The 14,503-nt window shown below is 62.0% G+C and carries 12 protein-coding genes; 7 read left to right on the top strand and 5 right to left on the bottom strand.

The genetic code is table 11. The features are described from left to right. Position 1 precedes the first annotated feature (1 nt). Positions 2-1,072 (top strand): tRNA epoxyqueuosine(34) reductase QueG, encoded by a 1,071-nt coding sequence (gene queG, locus ACZ0AI_RS19815; RefSeq protein WP_463563342.1) that lies wholly within the window; start codon positions 2-4, stop codon positions 1,070-1,072. A gap of 114 nt (positions 1,073-1,186) precedes the next feature. Here queG and orn read toward each other — a convergent pair whose 3' ends face one another. Further along, positions 1,187-1,729 carry an oligoribonuclease gene (gene orn, locus ACZ0AI_RS19810; protein WP_225835968.1) on the bottom strand — a complete coding sequence of 181 codons (543 nt, stop codon included), beginning with the start codon at positions 1,727-1,729 and terminating at the stop codon, positions 1,187-1,189. A gap of 26 nt (positions 1,730-1,755) precedes the next feature. After that, the gene (locus ACZ0AI_RS19805) at positions 1,756-2,571 is read right to left on the bottom strand and encodes a class I SAM-dependent methyltransferase (RefSeq protein ID WP_463563341.1); all 816 of its coding nucleotides are present in this window, start codon (positions 2,569-2,571) and stop codon (positions 1,756-1,758) included. Between the two features lie 118 nt (positions 2,572-2,689). Here ACZ0AI_RS19805 and rsgA point away from each other — a divergent pair, with 118 nt between their 5' ends. Further along, the gene (gene rsgA, locus ACZ0AI_RS19800) at positions 2,690-3,721 is read left to right on the top strand and encodes a small ribosomal subunit biogenesis GTPase RsgA (protein ID WP_225835972.1); all 1,032 of its coding nucleotides are present in this window, start codon (positions 2,690-2,692) and stop codon (positions 3,719-3,721) included. Positions 3,722-3,759: 38 nt separating this feature from the next. Here rsgA and motB read toward each other — a convergent pair whose 3' ends face one another. Together motB and motA are read right to left on the bottom strand one after the other, a co-directional pair. After that, complete coding sequence (gene motB, locus ACZ0AI_RS19795) at positions 3,760-4,779, bottom strand: flagellar motor protein MotB (protein WP_463563340.1); 1,020 nt, start codon at positions 4,777-4,779, stop codon at positions 3,760-3,762. Between the two features lie 5 nt (positions 4,780-4,784). Next, on the bottom strand, positions 4,785-5,636 hold the full coding sequence (motA, locus tag ACZ0AI_RS19790; protein WP_463563339.1) for a flagellar motor stator protein MotA: 852 nt from the start codon (positions 5,634-5,636) through the stop codon (positions 4,785-4,787). A 122-nt stretch (positions 5,637-5,758) separates the two neighbouring features. Here motA and ACZ0AI_RS19785 point away from each other — a divergent pair, with 122 nt between their 5' ends. The 5 genes from ACZ0AI_RS19785 to ACZ0AI_RS19765 all read left to right on the top strand — a co-directional run bounded on the left by ACZ0AI_RS19785 (position 5,759) and on the right by ACZ0AI_RS19765 (position 13,129). Then, positions 5,759-7,270, top strand: coding sequence for an HDOD domain-containing protein (locus ACZ0AI_RS19785; RefSeq protein ID WP_463563338.1), 1,512 nt, complete (start codon positions 5,759-5,761; stop codon positions 7,268-7,270). Positions 7,271-7,337: 67 nt separating this feature from the next. Continuing rightward, a complete protein-coding gene (locus ACZ0AI_RS19780) occupies positions 7,338-8,153 on the top strand; it encodes a rhodanese-like domain-containing protein (protein ID WP_463563337.1) in 816 nt (271 codons plus the stop codon). Between the two features lie 58 nt (positions 8,154-8,211). Next, positions 8,212-9,069, top strand: a complete 858-nt coding sequence (gene asd / locus ACZ0AI_RS19775) for an archaetidylserine decarboxylase (RefSeq protein WP_463565978.1) — start codon at positions 8,212-8,214, stop codon at positions 9,067-9,069. 130 nt (positions 9,070-9,199) lie between these two features. Then, positions 9,200-11,002 carry a molecular chaperone gene (locus ACZ0AI_RS19770; RefSeq protein WP_463563336.1) on the top strand — a complete coding sequence of 601 codons (1,803 nt, stop codon included), beginning with the start codon at positions 9,200-9,202 and terminating at the stop codon, positions 11,000-11,002. A gap of 63 nt (positions 11,003-11,065) precedes the next feature. Further along, positions 11,066-13,129: an EAL domain-containing protein gene (locus ACZ0AI_RS19765; protein ID WP_463563335.1), complete on the top strand. Its 2,064-nt coding sequence runs from the start codon at positions 11,066-11,068 to the stop codon at positions 13,127-13,129. A gap of 43 nt (positions 13,130-13,172) precedes the next feature. Here ACZ0AI_RS19765 and serB read toward each other — a convergent pair whose 3' ends face one another. Then, the gene (gene serB, locus ACZ0AI_RS19760; RefSeq protein ID WP_463563334.1) at positions 13,173-14,387 is read right to left on the bottom strand and encodes a phosphoserine phosphatase SerB; all 1,215 of its coding nucleotides are present in this window, start codon (positions 14,385-14,387) and stop codon (positions 13,173-13,175) included. Positions 14,388-14,503 lie beyond the last annotated feature (116 nt).

The following is a 14,503-nucleotide window of genomic DNA, read 5'->3' as shown; positions in this document are numbered from 1 at the left end:
CATGACTGACGCCACCCCCGACCTCACCAGCCTCGCCCAGTCCATAAAGGACTGGGGGCGTGAACTGGGCTTCCAGCAGGTTGGCATCAGCGGCCTGGAGCTGGGCGAGCACGAAGCGCACCTGCAGCGCTGGCTGGATGCCGGCTACCAGGGCGAGATGGACTATATGGCCGCACATGGCCGTAAACGTTCACATCCGGACGAACTGGTGCCCGGCACCCTGCGGGTGGTCTCGCTGCGCATGGACTACCTGCCCGGCGACACGCAGATGGCGCAACGCCTGCTAGAGCCGGAAAAGGCCTACGTTTCGCGTTATGCCCTGGGCCGCGACTACCACAAACTGATCCGCAAACGCCTGCAACAACTGGCCGAGCGCATTCAGCAGGCCATCGGGCCATTCGGCTATCGCGCTTTCGTCGACAGTGCGCCGGTGCTGGAAAAGGCCATTGCCGAACAATCGGGACTGGGCTGGATCGGCAAGAACACCCTGGTGCTCAACCGCAAGGCCGGCAGCTACTTCTTTCTCGGCGAGCTATTCGTCGACATCCCCCTGCCCGAGGACGCGCCCCACGGCAGCGAACACTGCGGCCGCTGCAGCGCCTGCCTGGACGTTTGCCCGACAGCCGCCTTCGTTGGCCCCTACGTGCTCGATGCGCGGCGCTGCATCTCCTACCTGACCATCGAGCTGAAAGGCCCGATACCCGAGGAGCTGCGCGCGCCCATCGGCAACCGCGTGTTCGGCTGCGACGATTGCCAGATGGTCTGCCCCTGGAACCGCTTCGCCAAAGCCACCGAGCAGGGTGACTTCCAGCCACGACACAGCCTGGACAACGCCGAACTGGCCGAGCTGTTTCGCTGGAGCGAGGAGGAATTTCTCAGCCGTACCGAGGGCTCACCGCTGCGCCGCGCCGGTTACGAGCGCTGGCTGCGCAACCTGGCCGTCGGCCTGGGCAACGCACCGTCGAGCATCCCGGTGCTGGAGGCGCTGGAGGCCCGCCGCGAGCATCCGTCAGAGCTGGTGCGCGAGCACGTGCAGTGGGCGCTGGAACAACATGCCCAGCGCCAGGGCTGACCAAGCTCCGTAGCCTGGGTTGAGCGCAGCGATACCCAGGACGTTACATAACCCAAGAGCCCCGGGTTACGCCTTCGGCTACGGGCTTTTACTTGAAGCTTGTGGCTGCAGCCCTCAGACCTTGAGTAGGTGCTGGCGGTAGTACTTGAGCTCGGCGATCGACTCACGAATGTCGTCCAGCGCCTGATGCGTACCGGTTTTCACGAAGCCATCCTTGACCCCAGGCGCCCAGCGCTCGGCGAGGATCTTCAGGGTCGAGACATCCAGATAGCGATAGTGGAAGTAAGCCTCCAGGGCAGGCATGTACTTATAGAGGAAGCGGCGATCCTGCCCGATGCTGTTGCCGCAGATCGGCGACTTGCCCTTCGGCACCCACTTTTCCAGAAAGGCGATGGTCTGCGCTTCCGCCTCGGCCTGGCTGATACGGCTCTCGCGAACCCGCTGGGTGAGGCCGCTTTCGCCGTGAGTGCGCGTGTTCCACTCGTCCATGGCGGCCAGGCGCTCATCGCTCTGGTGCACGGCGATCACCGGGCCCTCGGCCAGCACGTTGAGTTCGGTATCGGTGACGATGGTGGCCATTTCGATGATGACGTCCGTCTCGGGGTCGAGACCGGTCATCTCCAGGTCGATCCAGATCAGGTTCTGTGGATTCTGCATGCTGCGCTCCTCTGTAGTGCCCCATTCTAGCTAATCGACGGGCCCTGCGCGTCGTCGATCTCCCAGAGAAGCAGGCGCGAATCACGCCAGTCCTTCAACGCCACCACACGCTGCGGCGCCACACCAGGGATCTCGAAGGTGTTGCTGATCAGCCAGGCACCTGTAGGGAGCTCGGCACGAACCTTTTCCCAGAGCGCCGGCATGGGTGCCGGGGACAGGAAGCAGTAGGCAACATCGATGGCGGCAAGATCTGTGCGCCAGAGATTCTGGTAACGAATTCGACAATTGCGCTGACCGATGCTGCGCAGCCAGGCGATAGCAAAGGAAAGCGGCGCAGTCTCCACGCCAGTGAACCGGGCGTGGGGAAAACGTCGCGCCAGCCATAGCAGAGTGCCTGCCGGGCCACAGCCCAGATCGACGAAAGCGAAGTGCTCGCCTCGCTCCTCCAGCAACCGCGTCAATTCTCGACGGCTACCAGCGCCAGTGAGGTACAGCGGCACACGCTCCCCGAAACTGTTCCAGTTGAGCAGCAACAGCAGCAGGAAACCGAGCAGGAACAGCCATGACGGCAACGGTGCACCACTGGCCAGCAGCAGAGCCGGCACGAACACCAGGTTCAGCCACCACCACCAGCGCGACAGCCCAAACCACCGAGCCAAGCAGGCCGACAGCAGGCCATGTAGCAGACCAGCCGCCAGCGGACTCGGTCGCCAACTGGACAGGTGCGCGACAGCGACGATCGCCAGCCCCATGCACAGGGTGACGACAAGCTGGATCAGCAATGCCAGCAACGCTGGGTAGCGCTCACCCAATCCATACAGCGCGCGATAGAGAGCAGCCATGCCCAGAGGCTCAGTCAAAGATGGACGACCAGTTTAGCGCCAGCATCAGCAAATTGCCGCCTTCGCCGGCATGCTAGACTCGCCTCCATTTTCAGCGCATCACAAACTCGGAAGCCCCATGGCCAAACGCCAACTCAACCGCCGGCAAAACTGGCGCATCGAAAAGATCCAGGGTGAACGTGCCGCACGTGCGGCCAAACGCGAATCCCGCGTGGTGGAAACTCTGGAAGGCGGCGACCTGGGCCCGGAACAGACCGGCTTGGTGATCGCTCACTTCGGTGTGCAGGTAGAAGTCGAGGCCACGGACGGCGAGCTGTCAGGCCAGATATTCCGCTGCCACCTGCGCGCCAACCTGCCGACCCTGGTGACCGGCGACCGCGTGGTGTGGCGCCCAGGCAATCAGGGTATTGGCGTGATCGTCGCCCAGCTGCCGCGCGACACCGAGCTGTGTCGCCCGGATACCCGTGGCCAGCTGAAGCCGGTAGCGGCCAACGTCGACCTGATCGTCATCGTCTTCGCACCGTTGCCCGAGCCTCACGCCAACCTGATCGACCGATATCTGGTTGCGGCCGAGCATGCCGGCATCCGCCCACTGCTGCTGCTCAACAAGGCCGATCTGATCGATGCGCAGAACGAAACGGCGCTGAACGCACTGCTCGGCGTGTACCGCCAGTTGGGTTACCCGCTGCTGGAAGTGTCCGCCCTGGAAGGTGATGGCATGGAGCAGCTCAAGCAGCAGCTCGATGGCAATATCAGCGTATTCGTCGGCCAGTCCGGTGTGGGCAAGTCGTCGCTGGTCAATAGCCTGCTGCCGGGCGTCGATACCCGAGTGGGCCCGCTGTCCGAGCTGACCGGCAAGGGCACGCACACCACCACCACGGCACGGCTGTTCCATTTCCCCGGTGGCGGCCAGTTGATCGACTCACCAGGTATCCGTGAGTTCGGTCTGGTGCATGTCAGCCGAGATGACGTGGAGGCAGGCTTCATCGAGTTTGCCGAGCTGCTCGGCCATTGCCGCTTCCGCGACTGCAAGCACGACCGCGAGCCTGGCTGCGCGCTACTCAAGGCGCTGGAGGATGGCCGCATTCAACCGCAACGAATGAACAGCTACCGACACATTCTGGCCAGCCTGCCGGAGTCGGAATACTGAGTCATCGCCGACCGATCCTAGTCGAGCGCGTGACCTCATTACTCGCTCGGCTGATCCATCTGCAACGTACCGTCCTCGAAGATATTCAGCCGCTCGCGCATCTGCTCGTTAGATAACGGTTCGGCCGCTGGCGCGCCACCACTACCGCCCGCAGGAGCGTCGGGAGCCTGATCGGGCGCCAGTTCGCCGCCCTGCTCCCCTTCGATATTGCGTTGTGCCTTTTTGGTCAGCACCACGATATCGATGCGGCGGTTGACCGGGTTCAAGGGGTCGTCACGGTCGAACAGTGCCGAAGACGCATAACCGACCACTCGCGCCACCTGGGCATCGTCGTATCCCGCAGCGGTCAACACCCGACGCGCGGCGTTGGCGCGGTTGGCCGACAGCTCCCAGTTGCCGAAGCCGCCAGCGCCGGCGAAAGGCTTGGCATCGGTATGGCCACTGACGCTGATCTTGTTCGGCACGGCCTTGATGGTGTCGGTCAGTGCGAACAGGATGTCCTCGAAATAGGGCTGTAACTGGGCCCTGCCCAGGGCGAACATCGGCCGATTCTCGGCATCGACGATCTGAATGCGCAAACCGTCCTGGGTGATTTCGAACAGAATCTGATCCTTGAAGCGCTGCAACTGCGGATCCTGCTCGACCTTGTTCTGCAGTTCCTGCAGCAGCAACTCCAGACGCTCGCGCTCCACCTCTTCGGCCTTGGCCTCGGCCTGCTCGGCGTCCAGCTCGGCAGGATCCTTGGGGTCAGTGTCCGCTTCGTCCCCCGGCGACTCCTGGGGCTGTTCGTTGAGGGTGCGATCCGGCGAAGGAGTCGGTGAGCCGCCGAGGTCGATCACATAGGGGCTGGCACTTTCGGAGAAGCCGATGGGATCCTTGAAGTAGCCGGAAATCAGCTTTTTCTGCTCGGGCGTGGCCGAGGACATAAGCCACATCACCATGAAGAAGGCCATCATCGCCGTGGCGAAGTCGGCGAAGGCGATCTTCCAGGCACCACCATGGTGGCCCCCGGCGACCTTCTTGACCCGCTTGACGATAATCGGCTGGTTGTTTTCCATGGTGCTTAGTTCCCGCGCATTGCCTGTTCAAGCTCGCTGAAGCTTGGGCGGTGCGCCGGGTAGAGGGTCTTGCGCGAGAACTCCACCGCCAGCGACGGCGGCATCCCGGAAGCAGAGGCGACCAGGCCAGCCTTGATGGCCTCGTAGACGTTCAGTTCTTCCTTGGCATCGTGCTCGAGCGCGGCCGCCAGTGGGCCGAAAAAGCCATAGGAAGCGAGAATCCCGAGAAAGGTACCAACCAGCGCCGTGCCGACCTTCTCGCCGATCTGCGCGTTATCCGCCTCGGCAAGAATCGACATGGTGATCACGATACCCAGTACCGCGGCCACGATACCCATGGCCGGCATACCATCGGCGATCTTCGCCACGGCGTGGGCGGGATGATCGAGTTCCTCCTTGAGGCCAACCAGTTCCATGTCGAACAGGCCTTCAAGCTCGTGAGGCGCCATGTTGCCCGAGGACATGATGCGCAGGTAATCGCAGATGAAGGCGACCATGCGTTCATCGCCCAGCACCGCCGGGTACTTGCTGAAGATCGGACTGGCAGCGGGATCCTCGAGATCGGCCTCGATGGCCATCATCCCTTCGCGGCGCGCCTTGTTGAGAATTTCGTAAAGCAGGCGCAGTACTTCCAGGTAGTAGTCGTGAGTGAACCTGGACTTGAACATCTTCAATGATTTCTTGAGGACGATCATGAACATACTGCCCGGATTGGCCTGCAGGAACGCCCCTAGCGCGGCCCCGCCGATGATCAGCACCTCGAAAGGGTGCACCAGCGCCATGAGCTTGCCGCCAGACGCGACGAAACCGCCGAAGACGCAGGCGAAGACAACGATGATGCCGATGATTTTGGCCATAAAGAAAACTTAAAAAAGTGAAAAGAAAGGGAGGTCGCGCGAAACACCCCTTCTACTTATCGGAAGAGATGGGCGAGACTATAGTCAGTTAAGTCTAAAAAAAGCCATTTTGGCATATCCCCATGGTCGCAAGCACGCCGTTACCCCGCACCCTCGATGCCTGGCTCAAGCAGTTGGATGGCCAAGTACTGCCTATCCCGACTCAGCATCACCAGCAGGTACGCCGCGCACTGAGCGACAGCCGCCGCTCGCTACGCGAGATCGCCGACCTGATGCAGGACAGCCCGGCATTGGTACTCAGCGTATTGCGTGAAACCAACCGCAAGAGCAGCAGCATGGGTGAAGCGGCGGAAAGCCTGGAAACAGCGCTCAATCGCATCGGCCTCAAGCGCGCCGAAGAACTGCTGATGCGCATACCGGCCAAGGCGCTCACAGACATTCCTCAGCCGCTTCGCCAGATCCAGCTGATCAGCCAGCACGCCGCGCAGCAGGCCAATGGTCTGTTCGCCGCACGCCTCGCCCGCCTGTGGCAGGAAATCCACTGGGGCAGCTTGTTGTTTCTCTCGCCGGTGTGGGCATTGCTGGCGGCTCATCCCCAGCTGTTCGAAGCCTGGGAGCAACGCGTGCTGATCAAAGGCGAGCGACCTGCACGGGTCGAACGCGACCTGCTGGGTATTTCCCTGTTTGAATTGTGCCTGGCACTGGCTGAGCACTGGCGTCTGCCTGCCTGGATCATTCAGGGCTATCAGTTGCTGATCAGCGACCGGCGCCTACTGGCCAAGGCGCTACGCCTGGCGCGCCTGCACGATGACCCCCTACGCCAACAGCAGCAGCTGGACAGCGATCCGCCCCTACAACGCTGGCTCATGCAACCGGCCAACAGCATCTTGCTGGCCAACGTATTGGCCGTCTCGGCGCACAACGCCTGGAGCGGCAGACACACCCGGCGCTGGCAAACGCTCAATAGCCTGTACTTGCAGATGCCACTTGCGGAGCTGCATCAGCACATTCACCAGAATGCAGTGCACAGCGCACGGCAGGTAGACACCACTGGTCTTTGGCACCCCGCCGAAGCGTTGCTGTGGCCTTGGCATGCGCGGCACTTCCAGCCCCCCAAGCCAGCGCCCACACCGCAAACCGGCGACTGGCGCCAGCTGTGTACCCAACTGCTAACCCAGCCAACGGCGTTCAGCAACGTGGAACAGCTCACCCGTTGCGCCCATGGGGCGCTGCAAGCGACCGGTCTATCGCGCCAAATCCTGCTGCTCGCCGACCGCAGCCATAGCCGCCTGCAGGTGCAGCAACATGCAGGAGTCGATGCCAGCGCCAGCGGTCTGACGCTCGACCCGGGGCAAAGCCAGGTGCTGCGTCGCCTGCTCCAGGCGCCGGCGCAACTGCGCCTGACACCCGCCAATATTGCCCAGTTCTCTGCCCTGCTCCCTGGCAACCTGAAAGCTCTAATACCCAGTGAACACCTGCTGATCCGCTCATTAGCCAGCAATGATCGGGTGGTGATGATTCTGTTCGCCGACCTGCACGGCAAACCGATCAGCGATACCGTTCTGCAAGCCTTCGCCAAGACCGCGCAATGCATCGAGCGCGCCCTGGACACGTTCAGCAAACGTAACCGCTGAGTGACGGGTTTCTCGCTGACTTGCCTGCGCTACAATCGCACTCTTATTTTCATCAACAGAGGCCTGCATGACTGCCTTCGACGAACTGCCGCTGGTCATCGAACCTGCGGATCTCGCGACGCGACTGGAAGAGCCGAGCCTGATTCTGGTCGACCTGAGCAGCAGCGCCCGTTACCAGGCTGGACATATTCCCGGCGCCCACTTCGTCGACCCCAAACGTACTCAACTGGGTAAACCGCCAGCCCCCGGCCTGCAGCCTGGGCAGGCAGCGCTGGAGCAGTTGTTCAGCGAGCTTGGCCATCACCCAGATGCCACCTATGTGGTGTACGACGATGAAGGCGGTGGTTGGGCCGGGCGCTTCATCTGGCTGCTGGATGTCATCGGCCACCCGCGCTATCACTTCCTCAACGGCGGCCTGACCGCCTGGAAGGCTGAGCAGCGTCCGCTTGATCAGAATATCCCCGAGCCGAAAAACACACCGGTGCAGCTGTCGCTGAGTGACGAGCCAACGGCCAGCCTCGATTACCTGAAGTCGCGCCTGGGCGCCGACGACCTGGCCATCTGGGATGCCCGTTCGCTGGAGGAGTACCGCGGCGAGAAGGTACAGGCAGCCAGAGGTGGTCATATCCCCGGCGCCATCCACTTCGAGTGGACGGCCGGCATGGATCCCGCCTGCGGCCTGCGCATCCGTGAGGATATCGGCCAGCAGTTGAACCAGCTGGGCCTGAGCGCCGACAAGGAAATCATCACCCACTGCCAGAGCCATCGCCGCTCCGGCTTCACCTACGTGGTCGCCAAGGCTCTGGGCTATCCGCGGGTCAAGGCCTATGCCGGCTCGTGGAGCGAATGGGGCAATCTTTCCGATACACCTGTCGAACAGTGAGTGCGACTTGACTGTCCACTTGTAATTCGCCCGGCAAGAGATGCCGGGCTGCCAAGGAATAAAGATGAAAGAACGCCTGTTTATCCTCAGCCAGTACCTGACTCCGCATCACCTGCTGTCGCGCCTGATCGGCTGCGCAGCCGAATGCCGGGCCCCCTGGTTCAAGAATCGCCTGATCACCTGGTTCGCCAAGCAGTATCAGGTCGACATGAGCGAGGCGCAGGTCGAGGATCCGACCGCATTCGAGCACTTCAACGCATTCTTCACCCGCGCCCTGAAAGAGGGTGCGCGCCCGCTGGACAACCTGCCCGGCGCGGTACTCTGCCCCGCTGACGGTGCCATCAGCCAGCTTGGCCGCATCGAGCATGGCCGCGTATTCCAGGCCAAGGGCCACAGCTACAGCGTGACCGAGCTGCTGGGCGGTGACAGAGAGCGCGCCGCGCCCTTCATGGGCGGCGACTTCGCCACCGTGTATCTGTCTCCCAAGGACTACCACCGCGTCCACATGCCGCTGGCCGGCACCCTCAAGGAAATGATCTACGTGCCTGGCCGTCTGTTCTCGGTGAACCAGACCACCGCCGAAAACGTTCCCGAACTGTTCGCCCGCAACGAGCGCGTGGTCTGCCTGTTCGATACCGAGCGCGGCCCCATGGCCGTGGTACTGGTTGGCGCGATGATCGTCGCCTCCATCGAAACCGTCTGGGCCGGCCTGATCACGCCGCCCAAGCGGGAACTGAAGACCGTGCGCTACGACGAGGCCGCCCGGGCACCGATCAGTCTCGAGAAAGGCGCGGAGCTGGGCCGCTTCAAGCTCGGCTCCACCGCCATCGTGCTGTTTGGCCCAGAGCAAGTGAAATGGGCCGAGGAACTGGGTGCAAATAGCCCGGTACGCATGGGCCAATTGCTCGGCCAGTGAATCTGCAACGCGGCCTGCAGCCTTTGCCATCAGTGGCGCAAAGGCTGCGACGATGGCCAGATGCTGCTAGAGTCGCCTCACGATGACCGAACGATTCGCTCGCAAGCTGGCGCTGGAGTACAGAAGTTAGATGGATAAACAGAGCCCCCACCTTTTGCTCCGCGTCCCGACGCCGACCAAGCAGGGCCTGACTTTCTGCGATGCCACGCCACGCGACCTAAAACGCTGGATTGCCGGCCTGCCCAAGGCCAACATTGGCGAAACCGCACGTCAGTTGTATCAAGCGCTGATTGAGCTCAATCAGCTGCTGACGCCCTCGGATAACCGCCTGCAGTTGCTGGAGCTCTTGCGCCCCGAGGTGTATTTCGTCTGTCAGCACTTGGAGCGCCACTTCCTCAACCAGGCTATCGTCCTCGACGAACGCCCGCGCAAAGTGGCCAATCTGTGCCAGGCCCTGCAGAACCATTTGGCGATCGGTTACAAACTGATTATTTCGCAGTTGGTTTCGCAGCCGAGCCGCGAACGCAACCAACTGCTCGGCACTGCACTGCAGCGCGCTGTCCACAGCCTCAACGGACCACTGATTCGTACCAGCCAGCTGTATTGCCCGGTACCTGAGGGATTGTGGCTGGAGCTGCACCAGATCTACCTGATCGCTCGCCAACAAGATCTTCACAAAGTGGTGATCCGCGATCCTCTGGCCCGACACACCCAGGGGTTAAGTGCCGAGCAAGGCTACATCGTCGCCCTGCTGATTGGCTGTTCGCGCTGCAACCAGATGCGCCAAAGCGCCATCGCCCGCCTGGCCGAGGCGCTGGAGCCCTGGAGTACACTGGTTAATCTGCGAGCAGGTGGTCACCCTTCGAGCATCTTCGCGGTGGCGCCGCAACTGGATGGGCCGCCGCGCTATACCTCGCTGTTCCAACCGAGCGAACTACTGGGCGCGCTGGGTATCGACCCGACGCCACTGGTCGACACCATCAAGGATCATCTGCAACTGCTGCCCGAGGAGCGGGCCCAGTCCCGCTTGCACGTACCGGATGGTTTCACCACCGACATGCTGCAACACGCCGCTGCTGCCTGGGGTGACATTTCCGAACGCACCTTCCAGCGCACCCAGGGCACGGGCAGCATGACCTTGTGCATTGGCATGAGCGCACTGAACTACTACCTGGCCAATGGCCGGGTGTTCAGCGAGATACTCAAGCAGCAGAGAGACACCATCGCGTCGTTCAAACCGCTCAGCGGTGAACCCGATATCTGGGCCGGCGCACACGACGCCCAGCGAAGCAACGATTGGGAAAACGGCTTACCGTTCGAAGAAATCGAATACCCCAAGCCCGCCGGCGAGCAGGAACAGGCGGAGTCGGGCGCAGGCGAAAACTATCCCAACTACGCCTTGTCGATCGTCAACCATAGCCCGGGCGGTTACTGCCTCTCCTGGCCCAAAGAGGTTCCCAACCAGTTGCAGGCCGGTGAACTGCTGGGCATCCGCGACAACCCCCAGCAGAGCTGGAGCGTCGCGGTGGTGCGCTGGATTCGTCAGGTGCGTGGCGGCGGCACGCAGATGGGCATCGAGCTGGTTGCCCCGCATGCGCAGCCCTGCGGCCTGCAATTGGTTCGCAAGGCCGAGCAGAACAGCCAGTACCTGCGCGCCCTGCTATTGCCTGAAATCTCCGCCATTTCCCGTCCGGCAACGCTGATCACGCCGCGCCTGCCCTTCCAGGAAGGCAGCAAAGTACTGATCAATATCAACGGCCAGGAACGCCGCGCAGTGCTGAGCCAGAAGCAGACAAGCACCGGCAGTTTCAGCCAGTTCGAATACCACGATCTCGAGCAAAAAAGTGCGGATCACGCGACCTCTGTCACAGCCTCCGGAACCCACCGGCCGGCCGGGGAGGAAGACTTTGACTCACTCTGGAAGTCGCTGTAGATTGCCGGAAACCCTTTATTTACCGCCTTCTTCTGCTGTTTTATCGCAGATTCGACCTCGCTAATGGCCATCGAAAAGAAAACCATCCGCCTGCTGATTCTCGAAGACTCGCAGAATGAGGCCGAGCGTCTCGTCAGCCTGTTCCGCAATGCTGGCAATGCCACCCGCGTGCACCGCCTGAGCTCCAGCGAAGACCTGCTTGAGGCCCTCAAGAGCAACTGGGATCTGCTGATCTGCGCGCCGCTCAGTGAATGCCTGGAACCGCATGAAGCGCTCGCTTCCATTCGTCGTGCGGGCAAGGACATTCCAGTCATTTTGCTGCTGGCCGACAACGAGCCCGACAACGTCACCGAAGCACTTATGCTCGGCGCCCAGGATGCACTGCCCCAGGGCGAAGATGAGCGCCTGGTACTGGTCGCTCGCCGCGAACTGGTAAACCTCGAAGAACGTCGCGCGCGCCGCGCCGCAGAGGTCGCCCTGCGCGAAGCGGAGAAGCGCTGCCAACTGCTGCTCGACAGCTCGGTCGATGCCATCGCCTATGTGCACGACGGCATGCATATCTATGCCAACCGCGCCTACCTCGAACTGTTCGGCTTCGACGACGCCGAAGAACTGGAAGGCCTGCCGATGATCGACCTGATCGGCAGCGCCGACCAGGGTGCCTTCAAGGACTTCCTGAAGAATCACCAGCACCAGGACAACAACGAACTGGCCTGTGCAGGCGTACGCACCGACGAGAGCACCTTCTCGGCACGTATCACCCTGTCTCCAGCGGCGTACGATGGCGAACCCTGCATCCAGATGGTGATTCGCGCCGAAACTGGCAATGCCGAGCTGGAAGAGAAACTGCGAGAAATCAGCAGCCAGGATCTGGTTACCGGCCTGTATAACCGCGCTCACTTCATCGAATTGATGGATGCCGCAGCGCACCGCGCCGTCAATGACGAGCAACCGGCGAGCCTGGCCTACATCCGCGTCGACCGCTATGCCGCGCTGCTTGCTGAAATGGGCCTCGGCGCCATCGACCTACTGCTGACCGACTTGGCCAACCTGCTGCGCGCGTACTTTCCGCAGGATGCACACCTGGCGCGCTTCGGTGATGATGTATTTGCCGTTCTGCAGACAGGCATGTCACCGCAGCAGCAACGCCCACAACTCGAAGGCCTGCTGAAAAAAACCGAAGCGCATCTGTTCGACATCAACGGGCGAACTGCGCAGACCACCCTGTCGATCGGCGTCGCTGGCCTCAACGAAACGACGCCCAAGGCCGGCGAAGTCATCGACCGCGCCCAGCGCTGCGCCGATGAACTCGACGAGCCCGGCACTCTCAAGCTGTTCGACCCTGCCGAGGAGCTGGCAGCCGCAGCCAGCCGCGGCAGCGTCGTGGCCATGGTGCAGCAGGCGCTGGAGAAAAACAGCTTCCGCCTGTTGTTCCAGCCGGTCATCAGCCTGCGTGGTGATGAACACGAACACTATGAAGTGCTGCTGCGTCTGCTAAGCCCGTCGGGGCAGGAAGTTCCGCCTGGGGAATTCCTCGCTGTGGCCAGGGAAGCTGGAATGGGTGAGAAGATCGATCGCTGGGTGATTCTCAGCTCGATCAAACTGCTCGCCGATCACCGCTCCAAAGGTCACGCGACACGGCTATTCGTCCATCTATCCAGTGCCAGCCTGCAGGATCAGACACTGCTGCCCTGGCTCAGCGTTGCTCTGAAAGCCGCGCGCCTGCCTTCCGATGCACTGGTGTTCCAGTTCAGCGAACCCGACGCCATCGCCTACCTGAAACAGGTAAAAGCGCTGGCTCAGGGCCTCAAGGATCTGCACTGCCATATCGCCCTGAGCCAATTCGGCTGTGCGCTGAACCCATTCAACACGCTCAGGCATCTGCCCGTCGACTTCGTCAAGGTCGACGGCTCCTTCTCCAAGGATCTGACCGACCCGGCCAACCAGGAAGCCTTGAAAGTCATGCTGGCGAGCCTGCACAGCCAGGCCAAGCTGACCATCGTGCCATTCGTGGAGTCGGCGAGCATATTGGCGACCCTGTGGCAGGCCGGCACGAACTATATTCAGGGGTACTACCTGCAGGGCCCGAGCCAGTCGATGAACTACAACTTCTCGTCAGACGATTGAGCCAACGGGGCGGTTTGGCCACCCCGTTGCAGCTGCATCTCGCCTACTGCTGACCGTCGCGGTCGCGGAAACCTAACAGGTAAAGCAGGCCATCCAGGCCCAGGGTGGAAATCGCCTGCTTGGCCGACTGCTTGACCAGCGGCTTGGCACGAAATGCCACCCCCAGCCCAGCGATAGCCAGCATCGGCAGGTCGTTGGCGCCATCGCCGACTGCGATGGTCTGCTCCAGACGCAAGCCTTCCTTGTGCGCCAGCTCGCGGAGCAAGTCGGCTTTGCGCTGCGCATCGACGATAGGCTCGATGGCGACACCCGTGACCTTGCCGTCGATCACTTCCAGCTCGTTGGCAAACACGTAGTCGATACCCAGCTTGGCCTGCAACTGCTTGGCGAAATAGGTGAAGCCGCCGGACAGAATGGCGGTTTTGTAACCCAGGCGCTTGAGCTCGGCGAACAGGTTCTCGGCGCCTTCGGTCAGACGCAGCGACGCGCCGATTTCGTCCAGCACGCCAACATCAAGCCCCTTCAGCAACGCCAGGCGCTCCTTGAAGCTGGCGCGGAAATCCAGCTCTCCACGCATGGCCCGCTCGGTGATTTCCGATACCTGCTCACCAACGCCGGCGGCCTTGGCCAACTCGTCGATCACTTCCGCCTCGATCAAGGTGGAGTCCATGTCGAACACAGCCAGGCGGCGGTTGCGGCGAAACAGTGAATCGGCCTGGAAGGCGATATCGACGTTCAACTCCTGCGCAACGCTGAGGAATTCGGCGCGCAGAGCGGCCGAGTCGCTGGGCTCGCCGCGTACCGAGAACTCGATACAGCCCTTGCCCTGCTCGACCGGCATGTCCAGCGGCATGCGCCCGGACAGTCGGTCGATATGGTCGATATTCAGCCCGTACCTGGCAGTGATCGCGCTGACGCGCTGCAACTGCTCGGCCGTGACCTTGCGGGTCAGCAGCGTCACGCTGTGACGTGCCTTGCCCTGACCGGCGACCCAGTTCTGGTAATCGTCTTCCGAGACCGGCGTGAAACGCACCTGCTGGTCGAGCTTGTAGGCCGTGAAGAGGATGTCCTTGAGCACCGAGGACGCGCGCTCGGTGTCGGGAATCTCTACCAGGATGCCGAACGACAGGGTGTCGTGGATAACCGCCTGGCCAATGTCGAGGATATTCACGCCACCTTGGGCCAATACACCGGTAATGGCAGCCGTGAGGCCGGGGCGATCTTCGCCGGTAATGTTGATCAGGACGATTTCGCGCAAGGCGTACTCCGGGGCTCGCAGGACTATGAACGGCCTGCCGAACGGCGATGTGCAGCAGGGCCGGTGAAAAACGACACATTCTAACCACTTTCAATGCGTCCCGAACACGCTCGGCG

The organism is Pseudomonas sp. AC355, assembly GCF_979258205.1.
The sequence above is the reverse complement of the archived record's forward strand: the minus strand, read 5'-3'. Positions and strand labels throughout refer to the sequence as shown.